Below are 25,237 nucleotides of genomic sequence, written 5' to 3' on the forward strand. Positions count from 1 at the left end.
ATAAACATTATGTACCATAAATTGATAATCAGGAGAGAAGTTTGATATATCCGGTAATTTTGTGCGGTGGTTCTGGAACGCGTCTTTGGCCTTTGTCTCGGCAATCATATCCAAAACAATTCACGAAGATCATTGGTGAGACGAGCCTCTTTCAGCAGTCCGCATTGCGTTGCGCCTCAGAAGAATTTGCGCCGCCCGTAATTGTAACAGGGGAACAATTCCGCTTTACGGTAGTTGAACAATTGGCTCAGGTTGAAATTTCTCCTTCGGCAATATTAATTGAGCCAGAAGGGAAAAACACCGCCCCCGCAGTATTTGCCGCGGCGCTTTATATTTATGAAAAAGACCCAGACGCACAAATACTTGTGATGCCATCTGACCACGTTATTCCCAACGCAAAAGCGTTTCAAAATGTTGTTGCACAGGCAAGCACTGTTGCAGGGCAGGGGAACATTATTACCTTTGGAATAAAGCCAACAGGTCCTGAAACAGGCTATGGTTATTTAAAACTAGCGGATGCCAATGCAGCGAATGTTAATATCCCAACCAAACTAGATAGCTTTGTTGAAAAACCTGACCTTGAAAAAGCCACGACAATGCTTAGTGCGGGTGGCTATTTATGGAATGCAGGGATATTTTTATTCAATGCGAGAACCATTATTGATGCTTTTGATAAATATGCAAAAGGCATAAAAGAAGTTGTTACCAAGGCATTGCATGGATTTTCAACTGATTTGGGCTTTACACGAATTGACGCGACAGAATGGGCAAAAGTTAAGGCTGATTCAATCGATTATGCTATTATGGAAAAGGCAGATAATATATATGCCATGCCATTTAATGACGGTTGGTCTGATCTTGGCGGATGGGCTGCTGTGTGGCAAGAGTCAAACCCTGATAGCGCAGGCAACGTAACATCGGAAAGTGCTACGGCAATTGATTGTAAAGATACACTTTTGCGTTCTGAAACGCCAGATTTAGAGCTTGTTGGCATTGGTCTTGACGATATTATTACCATAGCAATGCATGACGCGGTTGTGGTTGCCAAAAAGTCTGAGGCACATAGAGTTAAAGAAGCGGTTTCAACGCTTCAAGCCAAAGGTAAAAAGCAAGCAACACATTTCCCGAAAGAGAACCGCCCTTGGGGTTGGTATGAAACACTTGCATTAGGGAACAGATTTCAGGTTAAGCGTATTTGTGTGAAGCCGGGTGGCTCATTAAGCCTACAATCACATTTTCACCGTGCTGAACATTGGGTTGTTGTCGAAGGCACGGCAAAAATTACTCTTGAAGAAAAAGTCCATCTAATGAGCGAGAATCAATCAATCTATATCCCAATAGGTGCCAAACACCGTCTTGAAAACCCTGGCAAACTTCCGGTGCTATTAATCGAAGTGCAAACCGGAAGCTATTTGGGTGAAGATGACATCGTTCGTTATGGTGATGTTTATGGTCGGTAGGGGAAAGTATAATTAATTTTGTATTTTTTGAAGTTGCTTTTCCCACGCCAATGCATCACGGATGATTTTTTCAAGATCGTTTAAGTGTGGTTTCCAATTAAGTTTAGTTAGTGCTTTTTCATTATCGGCAACAACTTTTACGGCGTCACCGATTCTTCTTGGCGAAAATTCTACGTTGAAGTCTTTACCATAAACTTTCTTAACGGTTTCAATAACTTCAAGCACGCTATAACCCGTTCCATAGCCGCAATTGGCCACCAATGATCCGTTGTTTTGGTTTAGGTATTCAAGTGCGCAAATATGTGCATTAACCAAATCCCATACGTGGATATAATCACGAATACAGCTTCCATCAGGAGTAGGATAGTCAGTTCCGTAAACTTCTATCTTATCCCGCTTACCCGTTGCAGTTTCGCAAACAACTTTTATCAAATGAGTTGCCCCCTTGGTGGATTGTCCAGTGCGCCCCATAGGATCAGCGCCAGCAACATTGAAATAGCGTAATGCAACATAATTAAAATCATATGCCGCCGCACAATCGCGCAGCATATATTCGGTCATTAATTTTGAAGTTCCATAGGGAGATTCAGGTGATAATGGTTCGTCTTCGGTAACTTTTTTATCTGTTTTCGGGGTTCCATAAACTGCGGCTGTTGATGAAAAAATGAATTTATTAATTCCATTCTGAACCGCAAACTCAATAAGCTTCATGGTTTTGCAGGTATTGTTGGAATAATATTTAAGAGGTTCGACAACCGATTCAGGAACGATTACAGAGCCAGCAAAATTGATAATTGCTTTGATATCTTGTTCTTTATGAATTTGTGAAAGAATTGTCGCATCTGCAATATCGCCTTCATAAAATGTAGCACTCGGAGAAACTGCCCATTTAAAGCCCGTGGAAAGATTATCGAGTACTGCAACTTTATGGCCAGCATCAATTAATGCCCAAACCATATGTGAACCGATGAAACCTGCACCGCCAGTTACTAAAATAGTCATTTAAAGCCCTTTTTGTAAAACTATTAGTTTCTATGTGTTTTGTAAATCGTGTGAATTTGTTATTTCAGGCTGTACTTGCTTTTAGCGTGATTAACATATTGTGGTAACCAGGGGTCGTGTTTCAAATAATGGTGCCATTTTTCTTGAAATGCCTTGGTTTCTTTTGCCCTGCGAGAAATTTGATGCGCCGACATATCAGACTCTCTTGATTGGCTTTCATAATGAATGATTTCAGTGTCATTTATTATCATATTATAAAGCCCCAGTTCTCGCATTTTGAGGCATAAATCAACGTCGTTGTAAGTTATTGGAAAATTGTATTCATCAAACCCGCCACATTTTGAAAAATTTGCGGCACTAATTGCCAAAAGCGCACCTGTTACGGCGCTTCTTAAAGAATTATATTTTATTGCATCATTTATAAATTCATTATTTTCATTGGCGTGTACGTATAAATGTCCGCAACCTTGATTAATGCCAAGATAAATTCCGGCATGTTGTAAAGTTTTGTCAGGATATTTTAATTTAGCGCCAACAGCTCCAATATTAGGCTGTTCTATATAGTAAGAAATTTTATCGAGCCATAGAGAATCAATTATTTCAACATCATTGTTTAAAAATATTAAAATGTCGCCGCTGGCATGATTGCTTCCAGTATTGCAGAGTTTTGCGAAATTGAACTCGATAGGTGCATCAATTATTTTTATTTTCTCACTCTTATTTTCTTTGTATTTTTGGTATAATTCGTGAGTTGAAGCTTCTGTTGATCCGTTATCAACAATAATTATTTCGTAATTAGCGTCATTAGCCCTAGTAATGCTTAAGATACATTGTTGTAAAAGCGATGATTTGTCTTTTGATGGTATAATAATGCTAAATTTAGATTGCGAGTAGGGGTAGTGTATTGCTTTTGTGGTTAGGCGCTGGTCATCAAAAAAAATCTCAAATGGCATTTTTTTATATTTTGATTTTTCGATTTCCCAATTGTCTGTAATCTCGCCAGTTGGTATTTGTTTTAAGATTGGAATTTCTTCACCAATTGTTTCCATTAGTATGGGGTCAAACTCAGGAAAGTCGCTTGAATATTTGTCATAAAATTTGTCAAAAATGATATAAGAAGTATCTGGGTTTTTGTTTATCGCATCTTTGATTATTTCAAATGCATCAGCGGTTGCAGTATAATTAGTTTTTATATTAAGTTCATATTTTGCATTTTTAACTTCTAAATACTCATTGCCATTTTGATCTATAAGTCTAATGGCAATTGATGCACACTCTTTAGCAAAAGATTCAAGTGAAATATTGGCATCTTTATTTGCGGCTTTGTAAGAGAGTGCGCTTAAAGGACCGATAAAGTCGCTTTTATTATTTCCAATGGTAATAGATTGGGGGAGATTGTTTTTCCGATTCGCAATAAAACATGCAATTTTCTTTATTATTGCACTTGGATTCCCAATATTTGTTATGATTTTTTTTATGGCTAATATTAAAAAATGCAACTTACCAATGTTTTTTATTTTAATTTTATTTGTTATATCTTTAAGTTCATTATCATAAATGCGCGATATTGATTCTATTATAAGAGTGCAATTTTCCGCATTTATTATAGAGATTTGCTCTTCTTTGGGTGCGAGAGAAAAAGATATTATGTTTCCATTTTCTTCAATAATTTTAATAAAAATGGCTATATTGGATTGGTTGCAAAATATATTAGCGCCTTTTTTTATGGCTATTTTTATTGGCGGCGTGGTCTTCAATTTAAAAAATCCAGTATGGCTTTAATGCAACGGTTGTTACCATAAAACAGAATGACATAATATCAACAAATAATTATTTTAATAAAAAATATGTCCATAAATATTAAAAACTATAAGCAGGAATGTAAAATTAATGTCTATTTTTAAGTATCTAAATTTTATAAAAATTAACATTTTCCGCAAAAGCTGTAAGTGAATTAAACTTGCTTTTATATTTATAATAGTATACCTAGCCGCAAAATTTAAAAGATTTTGTTATTTCCAATATTACTTATAAAAGAACAAATATAAATGAATTATCAACGTGCTTTTAAAGATCTTAACACTGCCATTTCGATGTCACATGTTTGGATACATCAAGCCTATCACGAAGTCTCAGCTAAATATAAAAGAACTATTCTTGGGTCGCTTTGGATCTCTGGATCTATGGTTGCAACCGCATTGTCCATGGCGATTATCTTTGGGGGTATCTTTGGACAAAGTCTACAAGTATTCTTCCCGTTCGTTCTTTCTGGGTTAATTGCATTTTCCATGGCAATTTTTCCGTTTGCAGAGGGGCAAGAAACATTCATGTCCAATGCAAATATTATAAGAAACCATGCATACCCATTTATGTATTATGTTTTCGAAACGGTTAGTAAAAATGTGATTCTAGTTATGCACCATTTTGTGATATTTTTTATTGCAGTGGTCCTAAGTAATGCATTTAAAGTAACCCATTGGTCAATCATTTTGGCAATTCCGCTAGTAATTATTAATATGTGTGCTTGGACTACGGTAACTGCTATGGTTGCGGCACGTTTTCGTGATTTAAGGTTCTTATTACCATATGTTGCGCAATTATTCTCCGTATTGACACCAGTATTTTGGCAACCGAGCCAAATTTCAGGTTGGCGTATGTATATTGTCCATTTGAACCCAATATGGGGACTTCTTGAAATTATTCGGTCGCCATTATTAGGTAAAGCTGCACCGGAACAAGCATGGATACTTGCTATTTCAAGCTGTGTTGTAGGTATCGTTTTATGGCTTATTTTCTTCCCTCTTTCACGTCGTCGTATTCCGTTCTGGATTTAAGGTTTTAAGATGGCAGTTATTGAATTAAAAAATGTAGATTTGGCATACCCAATTTATTCGGTACGCGCACAATCGCTAAGAAATGCTATTGCCAACTTTGCAGTTGGCGGCAAACTACTAAAAAGCGGAAAAGATGTCGTTCATGTTAAAGCATTAGACAAAGTTAGCTTTAAACTAAATGAAGGCGACCGTATGGGGATTATCGGACATAACGGTGCCGGTAAGACAACTTTATTAAAAGTTCTAGCCGGTGTTTATGAACCAGATAAGGGCGCTATTAAAATTTCAGGAAGAATTTCTTCTATGATTGATATAAGTCTTGGCTTGGATACAGAGCTTACTGGCCGTGAAAATATCATAAATATGGGCCGTATGCGTGGTTATACAACCAAGCAAATCTTGCAAAAGATGGACAGCATTATCGAGTTTTCGGATTTAGGGCAGTTTATTGATATTCCGATTAAAACCTACTCAGCTGGTATGACTACACGTCTTGTGTTTGCTGTGGCTACATCATTAGAACCTGATATTCTTCTTATGGATGAATGGATTGGGGCAGGGGATGCCAGTTTCTTTGACAAAGCATTGAACCGTATTAATAACATACTTGAAAATTCAAGGGTTATGGTTCTTGCTACGCATAGTTTTCACCTAGTTAAAGAAACTTGTAATAAAGTTCTGGTTCTTGATAGAGGATCACAAGTTTATTTTGGCGATATTGCGGGATGGGATTTTGACAAGATGTGTGCCATAAGCTAGTAATATTTAAATAAATCCATGTCCAAATTAATAGCGTTTGCTGATGAAATATATAAAAATGGGGGCTATTATGACGTATCCCCCATTGGTGAATTGATTGATATTTCAGGGAAAACAGCTTTTCTTGAAAAGAAATTATTTGACTCAAGTGAAGTTAAACGTGCGAAGGCAAATTTATATTCACATGATGATAACTTCATAAACAATATTAATAATCTTTATGATGTAATAAATACTACTAACAGCAAATGTTCTGCGTCATATGCAATAAAGTTAAAAGATGTAATCATCCACGATAATATTTTGTATGTAAAATATGGTAATGAATACCGTGAATTTTATTATACTTCTCGTCCCAATGATGCCCCGCATGCAAGGCACCTTTCACAAGAAGAAATAAACAGTGCTGCAAAACGCACAATTAATTGCTCTGATAGTGAAATTATTTATTTTGGCGGGGTTGGCGGCTTTAATTATGGCCACTTCCTAATTGATGATTTGGCAAAGGTTAAATATATTCGGGAAAGTGATGTTCCTGTTACAATATTAATGCAATCTTATGGGAAAATTGATTGTGTTAAGGTTGATGCCATTTCAAACTTTACGCCAAATCATAATAACAGCTTTAAATTTATCTTGCCTGGTGAAGTAGTTTATTGCCCAGAGATAACATATATATGTCCTATAAGTTTTCATCCATACACAAAAAATCTTAATGCAATAAACTATGTAAAAGAGATGTGTAAGGATGAAATAGGCGATTCCCAAAAATGCAATCGCCGAATTTTTGTTGGTAGAAGCCAAAAGATGGGACGGAATATTGCAAATTTAAAGCAATTGCTTCCAATCATTAAAGAGTATGATTTTGAAATCATAGAGCCTGAAAAGCATTCATTTCGTGCGCAATTGAAAATGTTTCAAGAGGCCGAAATAGTTGTTGGAATAATGGGGGCTGCTATGTGCAACACCATATTTGCACCAACCAATTTAAAAACAATCTACCTTGCACCCAATGAGTGGGTTGAACCATTCTATTGGGATTTGGCGGCGTCTATGGGCCATGAATATAATGTTATATATGGTCAAAGACGCTATGATAATGAGCTTGCACACTTTGATAATTTCGAAATCGACCCATCCATTTTGCAATATGAAATTGAAAAAGCAATTTCATAATTATGGTATTGGCACCCTAGTTTCATCGGCAAGTGAGAAATCATCAGATGTTAAACTAAGGTTAGGGTTATAATAAGGATCCTTATCAAATAAGTGTCCCCATTTATCTTCCATGAATTTAACTTCTGATGCAAAACGCGCTTGTTTTTGAGGCGTATTTTCTGAGCCACGTGAAATTGATTCATGGTGATATAGTTCGGCATAGGGGGTAAAGATATTACGGTACCCTTTATCTGAAACTTTTAGGCATAAATCGACATCGTTAAAAGCAACTTGTAGCGTTTCTTCATACCCACCAACTAAATCAAATACTTCGCGCCGCATCATAAGGCACGCCGCAGTAACGGCTAAAAAAGCCTGATGGTGAATAGCGCGGCAAAAATACCCATTGTGACCTTTGGGAAGGTGTTTATGGGCATGCCCCGCAACGCCACCCATGCCAATTATTACACCGGCATGCTGTATGGTGTTATCGGGGTACCAAAGACGTGCACCAACGCAACCTATATCGTCTCTCTGCGCCCATGATAACATTTCTTCAAGCCAATCTGGACTTATGATTTCGATATCATTGTTAAGAAAGACTAATATTTCGCCTTTTGCTAATTTTACCGCATCATTATTTAGTTTAGAGAAGTTGAATGGAATAGGGGCGTCAATAATTTTTATTTTGTTTGATTTGATTGTTTCAAAATATTCAAACGTTTCAGGTTTTTCGCTATTATTGTTAATAATCAATATTTCATAATTCGCATATGTTGTAAGTTTAGTAAGCGAGGTTATGCAAATTTCTAATAATTCTTTGCAGTCTTTAGTAGGAATTATAATACTTATTAAAGGTGTAGACTTTAGATCATAACGAACACGGTAATGCCCAGTTTGTTTGTTGGCTATTGTAACACTTGCGGACTGATTAATTCTTTCAAGATGTTCGGCAACGGCTTTTAAACCGGCTTCTGAGGCATAGTTTTTTTCGTTTACATCGAGTGCCGTTGAACCTGCAATTGCACGCCAATGATAAAGAATGCGTGGAATATGATGAATCTTATCCGCACCACAAATTTCATAGATTCGTAAAGCTAAATCATGATCTTGTGAGCCTTCAAGCCCTTTTCTGAAACCATTTACTTTTCTGACTATACTATGACGATAAACGCCAAAATGTGAAATCATGTTTTGGGCAAGAAATAGTTCGTAATTAAACTCTGATTTAAAATAAGGGTCGAAAAGGGTTCCATCTTCACCAATTTTGTCTTCATCTGAATAGATAATGTCTAAATCAGGGTTGTTATTTATTGCATCTACAACAAAGTAAATTGCATCAGGGGTTAATTCATCATCATGGTCCAATAAGCCTATAAATTCACCTGTAGCAATTTCAATGGCTGAGTTGGAACATTCAGAGATGTGACCATTTTCTTTGCGGAAAACATATTTGATTCTGCTATCTTTTTCGGCATATTTCTCAATAATTTCACGAACCTTGGCATTCGGCGAGTTATCATCGGCAATGCAAAGCTCCCAATTATCGTAATATTGATTAATCACCGACAAGATTGCTTTTTCAAAATATTCCAAAGGTGGATTATAAACCGGCATTACCACAGAAATTTTTGGCTTGTGCGTAAAGCTTGCGATTTTATCAATTGCCCGGCGTGGACTAATCGTTAGTTTTTCAACATTATGCTCGCGCCACACTTCATAGTCTGCAAGTTTTTTTAAGCTTATATCTTGAGAGATTTTTATAAAACGTGCGGTACGGTTCTCTTCATTGCCATAGTTTTTATAGTGAAAAAAACCATCAAGGCCTGATGCGCGCACATCTGAATGGAATTCTTCATACCATTGATTATCAAAAAAGCGCCCTGCCTTACCTTTTCTATACCCATTCAATAAGAAATGTTCCAAAGGTGACATATTTTCAGGGGGGGGATCCAATAATTGATTGAGATAAAATTCATCATCAAACAATTCGGGTTTTTGACCAAATGTCTTTAGTAATTTTATGGCAGACCTATTATTGTGCAAACTACTAGAAGCACGATAATTCATACGTAAACGCATCAAAAAAGTTGAAATCTTGTTTGCGCTAAAGCGGATAAAAGAAACAGACAAAACCTATCCTTGATTATTTATTATTGCCGGATTAATGTAGAGTTATTGAAAATTGTAATAGATTAAAATAAATGTTTTTTCAACGCGCTAATAATGATATTTTACTTCAAAAAATAGTTGATAATAATCTTCTTAATATTGAATGGTATTCTTTAGAATATTCACTTGTTGGTGATAATGAATATTGCTTGAATCATTATCGTAAAATTGGGTTTAAAAATAATTATGACCCTGGTCCATATTTTAATCATAAATTTTATTTGGCAAAAAACCCCGATCTAAATAATTATAAAGGTTCATTGATTGAGCATTATGTGAATTATGGGATTAATGAAGGTCGTATCAGTTCTCAATATTCGCTCGATTTAAATGAGATTGCGATTAAACAAGAAATTATTGCATCTAGGATGTTTGATTTTGAATTTTATGCAAATAATTATTCAAATAAAATTCCACTAGGCGTGGATATTCTTGACCACTATATAAAATTTGGCGCATGCATGGGATATGCGCCATTTGCCGATTTTGATTATAATTTCTACTGGGGGCAAAATCCCAATCTATTTGCGCAATGTAGTGCAAATTCAGTAACAACATTTCTTGATTATATTCGAAATGGCCATGCAAAAGGGGCCTTAACAATCGCACCTTTTGGTTTTTATGAGATTATCAATGAAGCTATAAATGATTTAGTTGATATTGAACCAAGTCTAAGTTTTTTAGAGATTGAAAAAATAAAATATAATCAAAGAAGCGTCCAAGAAAAAGGGCTTCAATCGCTTAAAGAACTAATGCTAAATCTTCCGAAAAATATTAAAAAAATATATTTCGGAAATAGCGATATTAATTTTGATGGATATAAAATCGATATTGATAATATTAAAGATTTAACGCCGCAGCTTGTTCGCACTGTAATAGAAATTTCTTGCCCTAAAGAGGCTTTTATTGACCTTAATCCAATGAATATTGAATGTATCAAAAATTATGGACGTGGCCTTAAAAACATATCTAAAATCAATTTATTACATCAATATACTGCTAAAGACGAGATGATAAAAACCTATAATATTTGGTTCAAATATTCTGATTTATGCAACTTAATAATAATGGATAATGCGAATACCGCGTATGAAATTATTGAAAAATTTCTTCCCAAAAAACTCCAAAATAATAGAATAAGCATCAAAAAGCCCGGTGAGACATTATGAAAAAACTGTCTATAATTATTAATGCGCATAATGAGGGGTTGCTACTTGTGCCCTGCATTAAGTCGGCCATTGAAAGTGCAAATTATTCTAGGGTTGGGTATGAAATCATAATTGTTGCGGATAGGCCCAATGCGCAAACAATAGAGACCGCAGAGGCGTTTGCATCAGACAGAATAAACATTGATATTGTGGATTATGGGGATCTTGGCTATTCGCGAAACCATGGTATTGCCAATGCAAAAGGTGAATATATTGCATTCCTTGATGGCGATGACATGTTTGGGAAAACTTGGCTTAAAAAGGCTGTTGAACAAATAGAAGAAGAGGAGGGGGAGGTAATCCTTCATCCGCAATGGAATTTATATTTTGGAACAAATGATTTTGTCACAAGCCATATAGATTCAAAAAGCATGGAATTTGATACATTATCATTAGAACTTGCAAATTATTGGACCGCCTTGAGTTTTGGTAAGAAGAAAACCTACCAGAATTTTCCATATAAAAATAATGATATTATAAACGGCTTTGGTTATGAGGATTGGAATTTTAATAAAAGAACCGTCAATGCGGGCGTAATACACAAGGCCGTACCCCAAACGTATCATGCCATCAGAACAAAAGAGATTTCCATGTTAAGACAGCATGAAGCATCTGGTGTAATTGTTACGAGGTAGATGCTTTACTCGATTCAATTGCATAACATATGCAGAATAATGAAAATAAGGTAAAATTTTTGCTTTAATTTCTAAGTTGAAAATAAGCTTTGTAATGCGTTTGAAAAGGTTTTTTCTGAATGCCTATCAATTATTGTTTGTCTTGCCTGTTTGCCGATTTTAGATAAGTTGAATTTTCCAGATACAATTGATTTTAGTAATTCAATATAAATTTCTGCGTCGGCATCGTTGTTACCAGTACAAAATAATAGAAATCCATTGATTCCATTTTTTATAGTCTCTGGTAGGCCGCCAACGTCTGGAACAATTACGGGCATTCCGCATGACATAGCTTCAAGCACTACATTAGGTAAGCCATCATACGCAGAGGTGTAAATAAATGCATCATACTTTGAATAGTCTAATTCATAAAAGTCAGAATATTCACCTTTGTATTCCGCTGCTACTAAATTATCAAAAATGTTATTGCTATATTCAGGATCAAATTTGCCAAATGCATCAATTTTGATTTTTAAGTTCAATTTATTAATTTCGTTTTGAATTGCAAGCAAAAGTTCCGGCCTCTTTTCATGTGATACACGCGAAGCCCAAAGTAATCTAAAGTAATCATCTGGCTTGACTTTTGTTTCCTGTTCTTTTGGAATAAAACAATTATTATATATGGTAACATACTTACTACTATTAAATCCTAACTTTTTAGCGTCGGAATTGATTATTTCCTTATGATCTGAAATAAATAAATCAATGTTATCAAAGTTTTCTGATATTGTATTAAATACATATCCATTAAGCCACATTTCACCATCTGAAGTATTTATTGGGTCACTAAAACGATAATAAATTTTTTTATTATTTTCGAGCAAGCTTCCCCATTTTCTAATAATTCTGTGTGCAAATTCTGAGGTTTTTAAATGAATGCGCGCTTGCGGCCCGCATGCTTGTATTAAACGCAAAGTTATCAAGTCAATTGATTCAGCATCGCCATTAGTTATTTTGTAAAGGTCAATTAAATCTGAACCGATAGGCAATTTTTCTTGCCACAGATGAGTGTCAAACTTTTCACCACAAAGAAATAGAAAGTTATCACCTATTTCTAATTCCTTTAATTTGTTCAGAATGTTTAAGATATATTTCTCTCCACCACCGGTTGTAATGTATGGCAGAATAACTATATCTGAATAGCTATGACTGGAGATAAATTCTGAAGCATCCAAATAAAAGAGACTATTTTTTGCGTAATGATATAAATTTGAAAATGCATTTGACATTCGCCATTTTGCAAAATCGATTGAAGGGTCAATTTTGTTGGCTGCTAGAGTGCAAATTTTTATTACATCATTGTTAAAATACTCGTCTTTTATGTCATCTGCAGTGGGGCGTCTGGAGAAAGATTTTTTGATTAACATTTCATCCTTTTTACCAACTTTTCGATAGTTATAGGGATGAAGAAAATCACTGTAATCTGTTATTCTTTTTGAGTCACTATTAGCTTCTTTGAGAAGGCTTCCGGCACGTTGTCTGTAGTAAAGGACAGTATTTTTAGATACGATGAAATCTAATTCTTTGTGTTTCATTTCCATAGAATACCACCAATCCTCATATGCAAATCCTTTTTTATGGTTCATATCCTTGTATTTGTTAGCACGTGCATATTCGCCTTTAACAAAAATTCTTGATATATAGGGATGGTAGTCTACTAATGTTGATGATGGAACTTTTGTGTAATCTAATATTTTATAGAGGTGATAGTCATCGCCGAATGAGTATAAAAACTCAGGATATACTACACAGTCTTTGTCATGATTTTCTGCAGTTAAATAAAATTCGCTAAACATATTGAATGATATCAAATCATCCGCATCACAAGTGCATACGTATTTGCCAGTAGTGATTTTAATTCCAGAATTTCTTGATAATCCCAAAGAGCCATTACTTACAGTAATAATCTCAACGCTATCAAAACATCCAAATTGTTCATTATTTGACCAGCTGATTATTTGTTCATTGGGGTTATCAAGAACCACAACTAATTCAAAGGTAATACCATTGCATTCTTTTGCAAAGTTAACGGCCTCACAAATAGACTGAAGCGTTCTGTGAATATATAAATGCTCTCTGTGTACATTTAGAACAAGGCTAATATCAAATTTTGCGCTAGGATTGTCCATAAACTTGTGTTTCCATCATTCTCAGTTCATATCGTATCAAAATTAATTTATGGAACTAATCCATCTTCTTGCATCCAATGCAACGTAGTTTCCAAAAGATCTTTCCAATCCATTGAGAAATTTGATCGAGAGATTACTTCTCTATTCGAACCAGTATCTTTTACCTTAGATACATCAATGTAATGTGCTGGAATAATACCTTCGCGCCACTCATCCCAAACAACCAGTGGAGGTCTGTGAGGGCTAGAAACATCTAAAACGCTTGTGTTGGAAAATGCTACTCCTTTGAGATTTGATATCCATTTATAAATCGTCATCCCTGATCCAGAGGGTGCAATAAAATAGTCGCACGCGTTAGAAATAACAATCGAATCAATGAATTTTTGTCCAACGCTTTTCATGACTTCAATTCCATTGCCTTCGATGTCGGAAATTATTCTATTTGCAACCTTTAGCTCTTCCTCCAAGGACATCCAACCGGTTGTCCAGGCCATTGCTGAATCTGAACTTAGGCCATCAATAATAACAGCCATATTAGGGTATTTTTCTTTAAGCCCCAATATAGTTTTTCCCCAACCTTCAAGTTGTTCTTCCCAACATCTGTTGTCCAATCTAATTGTAATAAGTACTAGCGGAAAACATTTGGATTTAATTCGATTAATTTCATTGATTACTTCAGGAGACGCCTTAGAGTTTGCATGCTTTTTAATACGTTCAATTAATCCTTTGGCGATATATTCATCTTTAAGAAAGATTACATTTAAATTGTTTTCTAGAACTATATCAATAACTTGTTCGGCCCAGTCCAGCTTGATTATTTTTTCAACAGGGATTAAATCTGGGTAAAGCTCAGACAGTGTACCAAACATGCCTTGGTTGTTATATTCTAGGAAAGCGCTAATATTATTTATTTGTGGGTTGTCATTCAAAAAGTTGAACCAAGAAGAGTGCATATTCCATAAATTGTGTGCAATATGGGGGCAGCTAAAGCTACAAATTGCAGTTTTTTTATCCTCATTCAAGAGATATTTTAGAACTTTATCTCTTCTAGAAAAGCATGCAAGTATAGTTTTTGCAAAATCAGAAATATTATAGTCTAGTGAGAAGCCATTTGAAATGAAAATAATTAATTTTCTTTTGGGCATAACCCAGATTGTTTCCAATTCGACGAACCAGCTAACTTCAGATAATGTTGTGAAAAATATAGCTTCATCATCTTCAATTTTACTAAAATACCACTCACTACCTATTGTGAAACTTGTTTCTTTGAATTTTCCTGAGATAGGAGATAAGAAGCTTTTTTTGCCGCTTATCGCATCTATTTTTGCACTTTTAACGCGATTTGAGCCTATTGTTGGGCCTGCTTCTTCTGTTTTGCGTAATTTAAATGTATAGTCGCCGGCTTTCCTAAAGCCGCCATTTTGTAGCTTTACAAAATCCTCACTTAGTCCATATTTATGTGCTACCTCTGAGACATTTATGTCTGAATCTAATTGAACAATATCCCATTCATTTATTTCATTAATGGCATCATTAACATTGATATCATAAGATAAGTCAGTGCTGTGTATATTTGAAGAATTACCATTTTCAAACAAATCCAACAAAGTTTCTCTAAACATAAATTATTGCTCCAATGGTTATGGTTTCAGGCATTAATAAAATCAGCACTTATTACAATTTGTATTGTGTTACTATTAAATTTCCAAAAGAAAAGTGCGTTTGAGCAGCTATCTTATTGCATTTTGTTTTTTAAATATTCGAAAGCTAAGTAAAAGTATTGGTTTTATAGATGTGATAATGAATCCAAATCATTTATCTAATATAGTTTTCTTTTAAATTGAATGTAGCGATACATTTACACTATTTTATTTTGTTTAATTCAATTATTCTTTACGGGTTTTAGCTTTTGTAAATTAGAATTAAATGGTTGTTACAGTTGGTGTTTGTGAAGTTTTTTAATAATGTTTTATATTTTAATTTATTGATTTTAAAAATATTACCATATTAATATATGTTTTAAATACTTCTTTTGCGAACAATGTGAAACATTATCAAACTAAAGTTGCTTTTAAAAACCAAATCATATAATGGGCTGTTTTATATTTATGCGTATATAGGGGCAACCAATTATGAGATATCTGGTTACTGGCGCCGCAGGGTTTTTGGGCTATTATGTTGCAAAAAAACTGGCCGAAACAGAAGAAAATTATATTTATACTATAGATAACTTTTGTAGGGGGGCGAATGATAGCGACTTCAATAAACTTATATCTAAAAGCAATGTAGAGTTTATTGAATGCGATTTGACTAATCAATCAGAAGTAAAGAATAAGCTACCTGACGATATTGATTACATCATTCATTTAGCAGCTCTTAATGGAACGCAAAATTTCTATGAACGCCCTTTTGAAGTTGTAAGATGTTGTACTCTTCCAACAATTTTTCTTTTTGAAAAATATTCAAATAACACACAAATAAAAAGATTTGTATATGCAGGTACAAGCGAATCGTACGCTTCAACGGTTGAACTTTTTAATTGGAAAATTCCTACAAGTGAAGATGTCCCACTGAGTATTAACGATGTGTCAAATGCTAGATGGTCTTATGCTGGTTCGAAAATGCATGGTGAAATTGCAACCCTTATGGGAGGTAAAAATGCTAATATTGATGTTTCTATCATAAGGTTCCATAATGCATATGGCCCAAGAATGGGTGATAAACATGTAATACCTGATTTTCTTAATCGCGCTCGTGAAGGAAAGTTTGAGTTATACGGATATTCAAATACACGATCTTTTATTTATGTTGATGATGCTGTGAAGGCAACATTACTAGTTACGCATTCCGACAATTGTGTTAACCAAATTGTTAACATTGGTGGGGAGCAAGAAATTAGCATGCTAGATCTTGCAAATGAGATTATGAAGATTTCAAATTTAAAAGGTGAAATTCAATTATTTGATGCCCCAGAAGGTAGTGTTTCTCGACGCGCCCCAGATATAAGTAAATTAAAAAAGCTAGTTGGTTATGAACCTGATTTTGATTTGAATTCTGGCTTGATTCCAACTATTGATTTTTACTTAACACATTAATTATCTTATAATTATTTTAAAATTGCAGGAAAAAATGAAAGTCCCTTTTAACTCTAAAGATCGTGAAGTATGTATTATTGGTCTTGGATATGTTGGTCTGACCTTGGCTGTTGTGATGGCTGAAGCAGGTTTTAAAGTTACCGGCGTTGAACGAAATAATCATATTAATGATTTAGTAAATTCAGGAAAAGCACATTTCTTAGAAATCGGTTTAGATGCTCGTCTGGAGCAACAGGTTAAAAATGGAAATTTAAAATCTGTAATAAGCATAGATGAAGTTGAAAGTGCAAGCGTTTATATTATTACTGTTGGAACGCCACTTGTAAACAATTCTAAAACTACCAACTTGGAAGCTATTAAATTGGTTTCTGAAGGCGTTGCAAAGCGTCTAAAAGCAGACGATATTGTTATTCTACGCTCAACAGTTAAAATTGGTGTTTCAAGAAATGTTGTCAAGCCATTACTTGACGAAGCCGGCGTTGAGTATAAACTAGCGTTCTGTCCAGAGAGAACTCTTGAAGGAAAAGCGCTTGCTGAATTAGTTTCACTTCCACAAGTTGTTGGTGGGTTAGATGATGCTTCTACGATGCGTGCTAGTGATATATTTGGGTTTTTAACGCCAACTATAATTAGAGTTACTACGCTTGAAACTGCTGAAATTATTAAGTTAATAAACAATACTCAAAGAGATCTTATGTTCGCTTTTGCAAATGAAATTGCGGGCTATTGTGATGTTGTTGGAATATCTGCTCGCGAGGTAATAAATTCTGCTAATATTGGCTATCCTAGGTCAAGTTTAGCTTTGCCTGGCCCTGTTGGTGGACCGTGCCTTGAGAAGGATCCATATATTTTGTCGGAGGGAATTAAGGCTCTAAAAGGAAATCCGGCACTTGCTTTATTAGGGCGAACAGTCAATGAAGAGCTCCCTAAAGTTACAATTGAAAACATACAGTTGCTTTTAGATAAGAAGGTAACTAGTCAAGAGAAATTAAAATTCACCATTGCAGGACTGGCGTTTAAAGGGCGACCAGAAACATCTGATTTGCGCGGTACCTTAGCCATACCAATAATAGATGAAATAAAACGAATATTGCCGAATGTTGAGATTTTTGGTTATGACCCCGCTTGTTCAAATGAAGAAATTTCGTCGTTAGGAATTACTCCATGCGGAAATTTGGAGGATGTTTTTAAAGATTCATCTGTGTTGTTGTTTCAGAATAATAACCCAGCTTTTGAAAAGTTAAATTTGAATAGCTTGTCAAGACTTATGAGGCAAAATGGCATCATTTACGATTTATGGTCACAATTTGACGGTACGTCACTCGAGTTATCAAATGGTGTCAGATATGGCGGTCATGGCCTAATGTATTTGTATAATAAATGATTTATGACCTTGAATAGTTTATAATTAATGGGCGTGTTTTCGTTTCGCATGCCCATTTTTTTTAACTAGTTTTTCTTGTTTTTTCTAAAGCGAGAATCTTAAGAGAGTAGTGACTAATTATTAAGTGTGGGAATACTTTTTTGTGAATACGAATAATAGTCTATTATTTACAATGAGTAGGTGCTATCACTTTAATAATCTCAAATCGTTATTCTAAGCTTATTTTCTTAGTCAACCAAGTGTTTAAAATGAATCAAAAAGCGGAAATATATTCAAACAAAAATCTTGCTGTTATTATGAAACAATTGGCAAATGGTAATACTGCTTTTATGCCAAATCCAGGAAATATAGGCGATGCTGCTATTGCATTAGGGACTTATTGTTATTTTGATGAAATGGACCTTGGTTTTCCTGTCGTAAAATTTGACATGGTTTTAAAAAAGTATGGCTTTGATAATATTATATTTGGTGGTGGTGGTGGTTTAATTAACGGTGTTTACTACGAACAAATTACATCAGCTATCAATTTTTTAAAATCAGGTGGTAACATTACATTCTTACCATGCACTGCCGTTGATGTTGCAAATGAATTACTAGAATATCGCGATAATATAACCTTCTTTGCACGCGAAGAACGTACGTATAACGATTTTATTGATGCAGGTTTTGAAAAAAAAAAGGTATTTTTGTGTCACGATATGGCTTTTGCAATCGATGATTCATTTCTACAGCCATACAGAAAAAACGTTGGACGTGGACGTATTGCTGTATTGCGTGAAGACGAAGAAAGTGTGAATACAAATTTATACGATAGTGATGCTAATATTGATTTTCCTTCATTTATAAACGGTTCTTTCTGGCATGATAGAGAATTAACGGTTCGGGCCGTGGGCGGAATGTTAAAACAAATATCACAATATTCCGAGGTAATTACCAATAGACTTCATGTCGGAATTCTAAGTTCTTTAATTGGTAAAAGCGTTAGGCTTATGCCAAATGCATACAACAAAAACAGGTCAGTTTTCGAATTTTCTTTGTCGAATAACAAAAATGTAGTTTTCGGGGATCCTTGTATGAATGAGATAGATCAAAATGAAAATAATAAAGATATGCTTAATTCAAAAGGGTGGGACTCGCTGCGAAAAAAATTAATGCATTACGAAAAAATGCGTCGAGAATGGTGGGAGCCAGAAATAACAAGATTAAACAATGATATTTCTGAGCGCGAGAGAATCAAAAAAGAATGGTTTGAACCAGAGTTGGAGAGGTTAAATGTATCGAATGCAGACCTCTTAAATAGAGTTAGTGAAGTAGAGAATAAATATCAAAGTATTAAAAACAATCAAATTAGCAACCTTGATTTTCAATTGAATGAAGCACTTTCTAATAATGATCTGTTAGCGCCACAATTAATAAAATTGCTTGATGAAAAGAAAGTCAATGAGATTGCTCTTTTAAGAAAAGAGTTAGACCACCAGCTTGAGATTAATTCAAATACATTAACTATGCTGAACGATTGCGAACAAAAGTTTGATGAGCAGGCTCATCAACTAACAAAACTTGAAATTGCTCTTAAAGAAGAAAGAATGCGAACTATTCAGATTGCAAACAAATCTGCGTCTTTAAATAGTAAAGTCCAAGAGTATCGTGAACAGTTAAGGGACAAACAAGCTGAGATTGATGAGGCATGGAAAGTAAAGACTGAGTGGTTTGAACCGCAGATTGAATATAAAGATTTATTAATTAAAATTTTAAATAATAAATTGGCAATTGCATTAGGCCTCGATGAAAATATGGAAATGCACAACTTTGACGAAGATACTCTTATGAATATGGTAGTTGGGTTAAGAAATGAATTAGCTGCCTATAAATCTTCCAGAGTACTTAATTTATATAAGAAAATTATGAATATATTTAGATGAAGGCTAATTTAACTAGCAATTAATATGTCCTTTTGCTTTTCCTCATTATCTTATTATGGAGATACATATGACCGTTTCTGAATTACCATTTCCGCCACTTTTTTTATCATATGATGACAGGGAAAAAATGACGATTGGTTGCAAGGACTGCGAATCGCTGCCAAAAGTAGCTAATGCTGGAGAGGTAGAGGTCGTTGCAGGTGAAGAAATTCAGACTATGCATAATGGTATTAAAATTGTGGCTGGTGGATACGGTGGTGCCGTAATGACCAATATAATTAAAGGTCTGAGGGGGCATCATGAACCACAAGAGGAATTAGTTTTTCATTATGTTCTCCCGCTACTAGGAGAAAATCCTACTATGATTGAATTGGGAGCTAATTGGGGGTTTTATACCCAATGGTTCTTAAAAGAGGCGAAAGGTGCAGGTCGGGCATTCATGATTGAACCAGACCCATATAACATTAAAATAGGTATGAGAAATGCTGAGCTAAATAATACAAGCAATTCAATTGGATTCGTTCAAGGTTTTTGTGCTTCTGAAGACGCAGAAAAAGTGCCATTTCAAACTGAACATAGCGGAATAGTTGAAACTAGATCAATAAATGTAAATAGCTTTATAAATGAAAATAATATTGATGTATTAGATATACTTCATATGGATATTCAAGGTGCAGAACTAATAGTTCTTGAAACACTAGAAGATTTTCTAAAACAAAAGAAAGTTCGTTTTGCGTTTGTCTCGACCCACCATAGGTCTTTCTCTAGGGATCCTTTAATGCATCAAAGGTGTTTGCATTTTTTAAAAGAATGCGGTGCTCAAATATTGGTTGAACATGATGTTGAGGAATCTTTTAGTGCAGATGGTCTCATTCTTGCGTATTTCGGTAATGAACCAATTGAATGGCCGGATCTTAAAATGAGCAGAAATCGCCATTCTTCGACTTTATACCGTGCGCCTGCATATGAACTTAGTGATGCGTTTAAAAAAATCGATCATCTAACTTGGGAACTACAAAATGCTAAAATAAAAATAGAGCAGCTGGAAAAGAAAATAGCTGACAGTACAAATTAATATAATTGTACAATTATATTTTTACTAGGAACTATAAAAAACGACATTAGGATAATCTAATGTCGTTTTTTAATTAATTTCAGTGGGTATGATGGGTTTCATTATCATAATTATGACATTGCCAATATTTTTATAATAAGTAACTGTATTTTATCGAAATCTAAACATCTACCCAACTAGCCGTCTAAAGATTTTTGACAGGATATTATCGCCTCCATATAAAGATTTTTTAAGATGGTTTAGAGATTGAGTGCTTTTTTTAATTTTCTCAACAACCGCGAGGCCGGCGGTATCAATTTCTTTTTCGGTGTTCGTTATTTTATTGATTTTATTTCGTTTGGTTTTCCATACGGCGACAATGCCTACGGATTCTTTGATTAATGCGTATGAATAATCTGTATAATCATTTATCCAAATAATTGTTTTGTATACGTCACCCATCCATGTGAAGTCATTTTCTTGCCCAGCTTCTTTACGAAGGCGAAGGCACTCATTAATATCGGGAATAGCCGACAATTCATCACGCGGGATGCAATCATTAATCAGAATGATTCCATCATCATTTAAACGTTCCATTGCGTTGATAAAATCACGCTTTGATTGTTGATATGTGTGCATTCCATCAATGAATATGCAATCAAACTTTTCTTCAAAAACACCAAAATAAGTATCAGAAGTCATGGCATGACATTCGCCATGCAGTTTTTCTAATGGAACTTTAAAATCAGGATCGACACCAACTTTACGCAATATTTCGACTTTGTTTAGGGTTTCACCCCAGTCGACGCCGATTTCAAGATAGGACTTATAGCGTCCATTGGAGAGTGAATTTATGATTTTGTGTCTATGCAAAATAATTCTCTTTTTTGGGATAGAGTAATTAAATGGTTCTATAATTATTTCAATATGAATATATTATGTATAACGTACTTTAAATGATAAATGTTTCAATATAAATCAGATATTGAGGCGGATACTAAGAATGAAAATTTTTGTAACAGGTGGCGCAGGATTCATTGGTTCGGCGTTGGTTCGATATTTGGTTTCTGAAATTGGTGCAGATGTTCTTAACTACGACAAGCTTACATATGCTGGAAATCTGGCATCTTTGCGGTCAATTGATAATTCTCCAAACTATAGGTTTATAAAGGGCGACATTTGCGATTTTGATGTTTTGCAAAGCGCGATTAATGATTTTCAACCAGATTATGTGATGCATCTTGCCGCAGAATCACATGTTGATCGTTCAATTACTGGCGCACGTGAGTTTGTTGATACAAATATAATTGGTACATTTAATATGTTGGAGGCATCAAGAGCATATTGGAATGCATTGACTAATGAGAACAAGGCGAAATTCCGATTTTTACATATCTCAACAGATGAGGTTTATGGATCACTGGGTGAGGAGGGGCTTTTTGAAGAAACTACTCCATATGATCCATCTTCACCATATTCGGCATCAAAGGCTGCCTCTGATCATTTGGTAAAGGCATGGTACAGAACATATGGTTTTCCTGCATTGGTATCAAATTGTTCAAATAATTATGGCCCATATCATTTTCCAGAAAAACTTATACCACTAAACATCCTGAATGCCTTGGAGGGCAAGCCAATAACGGTTTACGGCAAGGGTGAAAATATTCGCGATTGGCTTTATGTTGAAGACCACGCACGTGCATTATTTACGATTGTTTCCAAAGGGCGCCTTGGTGAAACTTATAATGTTGGCGGTCGTAATGAGCGTACGAATATCGAAGTTATAAACACAATTTGTGCGATTATGGATGAAATGCGTCCGCAAAATGCCCCACATTCAAGGCTTATAACCTTTGTAAAAGATCGCCCTGGGCATGATTTACGTTATGCAATTGATGCCACCAAACTTGAAACCGAACTTGGCTGGAAAGCACAAGAAAACTTTGATAGCGGCATTGAAAAAACTGTTCGCTGGTATCTTGAAAATGAAGAATGGTGGCGCCCACTTCGTGGCGGCGTTTATTCTGGTGAGCGTTTAGGCGTTTTATAGGTGATTTAAATAAATGAATTTTGAAACATTTGAAATAAACGGTCCGGCATTAATTACGCCTAAGAAGTTTGGTGACGCACGTGGCTATTTCATGGAAACCTTTAAAGATGAATGGTTTCGTAAGAATATTGCGGATGTAACCTTTGTTCAAGATAACCAATCCTTATCAGTAGAGCAGGGCGTTATTCGTGGACTTCATTATCAAAAAGCACCGTTTGAGCAAGGTAAATTAGTTCGTTGTGTTCAAGGTGCAATTTGGGATGTTGCGGTGGATATTCGCCCGAAATCACCAAGCTTTGGACAATGGATTGGCGCAGAATTAAACGAGGAAAACGCCAAACAATTATGGGTTCCGTCTGGGTTTTTGCACGGTTTTGCAACTCTTACTGAAAACTGCTTGGTGCAATATAAGGTAACAAACCCATATTCAAAAGAATGTGACGCTGGGATCGCTTTTGATGATCCTGAAATTAATGTTGATTGGAAGATTGATATTACCAAAGCAATTCTTTCCGATAAGGATCGTAATCAACCAGCATTGGCAACGTTAAAATAATGCGAATATTAGTAACTGGAAAATCAGGACAAGTTAGCCAAAGTTTACAAAAATTGGCAACGGATGAAGAAGTTGAACTAATTGTAATTGGTCGCCCAGAAATTGATTTTGAGAGACCATACAATCTTGAGGCCGAAATAATTAAAATTGCTCCTGATGTGGTAATTTCTGCTGCGGCTTATACCATGGTTGATAAGGCTGAAACAGATGTTGAAATTGCCAAAAAGGTTAATTCTGAGGCCCCGGCAATAATAGCAACCGCTTGTAAATACCTTGATATTCCGCTTTTACATCTTTCAACCGATTATGTTTATTCAGGTGAAAAAATTGGCGCATATGTTGAACTCGATGCCGCTAATCCTAAAAGCGTATATGGCAAAACAAAGCTTGACGGCGAAAATGCAATTGCATCAATTTATCCAAATCATGTGATTTTGCGTACGGCATGGGTCTATTCACCATTTGGAAAAAACTTTGTCAAAACTATGCTTGCACTTGGTGAAAGCCGTGATGAAATTTCTGTTGTTGCTGATCAGTTTGGATGCCCGTCTTCGGCAATGGAAATTGCAAAGGCGCTTATAAAAATTGCCAAAAAGGTATGTTCTGAAAAAAATGATGATTTACGGGGCGTGTTTCACATTGCAGGGCGCGGAGAGACCAATTGGTCAGGCTTTGCAAAAGAAATTTTTGAATTATCTGGCATGAATGTTAAAGTTAATGAAATTCCAAGCGCCGCATATCCCACACCGGCGGTAAGACCAACTAATTCACGCCTTGATTGTGATAAGTTGTGGGATTTATACAAAATTGAATTGCCTTTGTGGCAGGATTCACTAAAAGAATGCCTGAAAATTTTAAAATATACTAGCTGAGGACTTAATATGAAGGGTATAATTCTAGCCGGAGGTTCCGGAACCCGACTTCATCCTATGACCATAAGCATTTCAAAGCAATTAATGCCAATTTATGATAAGCCGATGATTTATTATCCGCTTTCAACCCTTATGCTTGCGGGTATTAAGGAGGTCCTTATTATTTCCACGCCACATGATTTGCCACTTTTTAAAGGGCAATTGGGTGATGGTTCTCAATGGGGCATGTCGTTTACATATGCCGAACAACCAAGCCCAGATGGCCTTGCCCAGGCGTATATAATTGGTGCAGATTTTGTTGGTGATGATTCATCCTGCTTAATCCTTGGCGACAATATATTTTACGGCACTGGGCTTGAGGAAATATTATGCCGTGCTTCTAATATTAAAAATGGTGCAAATGTATTTGCGTATCATGTTTCAAGCCCTGAAAGTTATGGTGTTGTTGAATTTGATATCAATAAAAAGGCAATTTCTATCGAGGAAAAACCAATTGAACCTAAATCAAATTGGGCCGTAACTGGAATATATTTTTATGATAATCAGGTGATTGACATTGCCGCCAATTTAAAACCCTCTGCACGCGGTGAATTGGAAATTACTGATGTAAACCGTATCTATCTTGAGCGTGGGCAGCTAGAGGTCACAACATTATCACGCGGCTATGCATGGCTTGATACTGGAACGCCTGATAATTTGCTTGATGCCGCCAACTTTGTTCGGGTTCTTGAAAAAAGACAAGGTTTCAAAATCGGTTGCCCAGAGGAAATTGCATGGCGCAAAGGTTTTATTGATGATAATGATTTTGCATCATTAATAAATAAAATGAAGAAAAGTGCTTATGGTATTTATCTAAATACTTGCCTTACAAGGGGGCATGAATAAAATTCATGATTGAATTTGTCATT

The 25,237-nt window shown here is 35.3% G+C and carries 20 protein-coding genes; 14 read left to right on the top strand and 6 right to left on the bottom strand.

Features of this window, described 5'->3' with window-relative positions; genetic code table 11:
- Positions 1-41 precede the first annotated feature (41 nt).
- Positions 42-1,460, top strand: coding sequence for a mannose-1-phosphate guanylyltransferase/mannose-6-phosphate isomerase (locus KXV15_RS10740; protein WP_275671609.1), 1,419 nt, complete (start codon positions 42-44; stop codon positions 1,458-1,460).
- A gap of 12 nt (positions 1,461-1,472) precedes the next feature.
- Here KXV15_RS10740 and galE read toward each other — a convergent pair whose 3' ends face one another.
- Together galE and KXV15_RS10750 are read right to left on the bottom strand one after the other, a co-directional pair.
- Complete coding sequence (gene galE, locus KXV15_RS10745) at positions 1,473-2,462, bottom strand: UDP-glucose 4-epimerase GalE (RefSeq protein ID WP_240008183.1); 990 nt, start codon at positions 2,460-2,462, stop codon at positions 1,473-1,475.
- Positions 2,463-2,521: 59 nt separating this feature from the next.
- A complete protein-coding gene (locus KXV15_RS10750; RefSeq protein WP_240008184.1) occupies positions 2,522-4,219 on the bottom strand; it encodes a glycosyltransferase family 2 protein in 1,698 nt (565 codons plus the stop codon).
- A 291-nt stretch (positions 4,220-4,510) separates the two neighbouring features.
- On the opposite strand from KXV15_RS10750, the gene KXV15_RS10755 reads away from it, so the two are divergent.
- Genes KXV15_RS10755 through KXV15_RS10765 form a run of 3 tightly spaced genes read left to right on the top strand, consistent with a single transcriptional unit; the run spans position 4,511 to position 7,231 of the window.
- Positions 4,511-5,296, top strand: coding sequence for an ABC transporter permease (locus KXV15_RS10755; protein ID WP_240008185.1), 786 nt, complete (start codon positions 4,511-4,513; stop codon positions 5,294-5,296).
- Between the two features lie 9 nt (positions 5,297-5,305).
- Positions 5,306-6,055 carry an ABC transporter ATP-binding protein gene (locus KXV15_RS10760; protein ID WP_240008186.1) on the top strand — a complete coding sequence of 250 codons (750 nt, stop codon included), beginning with the start codon at positions 5,306-5,308 and terminating at the stop codon, positions 6,053-6,055.
- An 18-nt stretch (positions 6,056-6,073) separates the two neighbouring features.
- Complete coding sequence (locus KXV15_RS10765) at positions 6,074-7,231, top strand: glycosyltransferase family 61 protein (protein WP_240008187.1); 1,158 nt, start codon at positions 6,074-6,076, stop codon at positions 7,229-7,231.
- On the opposite strand, the gene KXV15_RS10770 is transcribed toward KXV15_RS10765, so the two are convergent.
- On the bottom strand, positions 7,232-9,346 hold the full coding sequence (locus KXV15_RS10770) for a glycosyltransferase family 2 protein (protein ID WP_240008188.1): 2,115 nt from the start codon (positions 9,344-9,346) through the stop codon (positions 7,232-7,234).
- A gap of 71 nt (positions 9,347-9,417) precedes the next feature.
- On the opposite strand from KXV15_RS10770, the gene KXV15_RS10775 reads away from it, so the two are divergent.
- Complete coding sequence (locus KXV15_RS10775) at positions 9,418-10,554, top strand: hypothetical protein (protein WP_240008189.1); 1,137 nt, start codon at positions 9,418-9,420, stop codon at positions 10,552-10,554.
- The gene (locus KXV15_RS10780) at positions 10,551-11,228 is read left to right on the top strand and encodes a glycosyltransferase (RefSeq protein ID WP_240008190.1); all 678 of its coding nucleotides are present in this window, start codon (positions 10,551-10,553) and stop codon (positions 11,226-11,228) included. Before KXV15_RS10775 ends, KXV15_RS10780 begins: the two co-directional genes overlap by 4 nt.
- A gap of 71 nt (positions 11,229-11,299) precedes the next feature.
- On the opposite strand, the gene KXV15_RS10785 is transcribed toward KXV15_RS10780, so the two are convergent.
- Entirely contained in the window at positions 11,300-13,396 is a 2,097-nt protein-coding gene (locus tag KXV15_RS10785; RefSeq protein ID WP_240008191.1) for a glycosyltransferase, read from the bottom strand.
- 47 nt (positions 13,397-13,443) lie between these two features.
- The gene (locus tag KXV15_RS10790; protein WP_240008192.1) at positions 13,444-15,018 is read right to left on the bottom strand and encodes a hypothetical protein; all 1,575 of its coding nucleotides are present in this window, start codon (positions 15,016-15,018) and stop codon (positions 13,444-13,446) included.
- 510 nt (positions 15,019-15,528) lie between these two features.
- Between KXV15_RS10790 and KXV15_RS10795 the strand changes: the two genes are divergently transcribed.
- The 4 genes from KXV15_RS10795 (at position 15,529) to KXV15_RS10810 (ending at position 20,872) form a co-directional block, all read left to right on the top strand.
- Positions 15,529-16,491, top strand: coding sequence for an NAD-dependent epimerase/dehydratase family protein (locus KXV15_RS10795; protein ID WP_240008193.1), 963 nt, complete (start codon positions 15,529-15,531; stop codon positions 16,489-16,491).
- 34 nt (positions 16,492-16,525) lie between these two features.
- Complete coding sequence (locus KXV15_RS10800; RefSeq protein ID WP_240008194.1) at positions 16,526-17,875, top strand: nucleotide sugar dehydrogenase; 1,350 nt, start codon at positions 16,526-16,528, stop codon at positions 17,873-17,875.
- 248 nt (positions 17,876-18,123) lie between these two features.
- Positions 18,124-19,797: a polysaccharide pyruvyl transferase family protein gene (locus tag KXV15_RS10805; protein ID WP_240008195.1), complete on the top strand. Its 1,674-nt coding sequence runs from the start codon at positions 18,124-18,126 to the stop codon at positions 19,795-19,797.
- Between the two features lie 67 nt (positions 19,798-19,864).
- On the top strand, positions 19,865-20,872 hold the full coding sequence (locus KXV15_RS10810; RefSeq protein ID WP_240008196.1) for an FkbM family methyltransferase: 1,008 nt from the start codon (positions 19,865-19,867) through the stop codon (positions 20,870-20,872).
- 168 nt (positions 20,873-21,040) lie between these two features.
- Here KXV15_RS10810 and KXV15_RS10815 read toward each other — a convergent pair whose 3' ends face one another.
- Entirely contained in the window at positions 21,041-21,724 is a 684-nt protein-coding gene (locus KXV15_RS10815; protein WP_240008197.1) for a class I SAM-dependent methyltransferase, read from the bottom strand.
- A gap of 130 nt (positions 21,725-21,854) precedes the next feature.
- Between KXV15_RS10815 and rfbB the strand changes: the two genes are divergently transcribed.
- Genes rfbB through rfbA form a run of 4 tightly spaced genes read left to right on the top strand, consistent with a single transcriptional unit; the run spans position 21,855 to position 25,214 of the window.
- Positions 21,855-22,901, top strand: a complete 1,047-nt coding sequence (gene rfbB / locus KXV15_RS10820) for a dTDP-glucose 4,6-dehydratase (protein WP_240008198.1) — start codon at positions 21,855-21,857, stop codon at positions 22,899-22,901.
- 13 nt (positions 22,902-22,914) lie between these two features.
- The gene (gene rfbC, locus KXV15_RS10825) at positions 22,915-23,457 is read left to right on the top strand and encodes a dTDP-4-dehydrorhamnose 3,5-epimerase (protein WP_240008199.1); all 543 of its coding nucleotides are present in this window, start codon (positions 22,915-22,917) and stop codon (positions 23,455-23,457) included.
- Complete coding sequence (gene rfbD, locus KXV15_RS10830) at positions 23,457-24,329, top strand: dTDP-4-dehydrorhamnose reductase (protein ID WP_240008200.1); 873 nt, start codon at positions 23,457-23,459, stop codon at positions 24,327-24,329. Before rfbC ends, rfbD begins: the two co-directional genes overlap by 1 nt.
- Positions 24,330-24,338: 9 nt before the next feature.
- A complete protein-coding gene (rfbA, locus tag KXV15_RS10835) occupies positions 24,339-25,214 on the top strand; it encodes a glucose-1-phosphate thymidylyltransferase RfbA (protein ID WP_240008201.1) in 876 nt (291 codons plus the stop codon).
- Positions 25,215-25,237: the final 23 nt, after the last annotated feature.

This window comes from Pseudaquidulcibacter saccharophilus, assembly GCF_019455445.1.
Taxonomy (GTDB): domain Bacteria; phylum Pseudomonadota; class Alphaproteobacteria; order Caulobacterales; family Aquidulcibacteraceae; genus Pseudaquidulcibacter; species Pseudaquidulcibacter saccharophilus.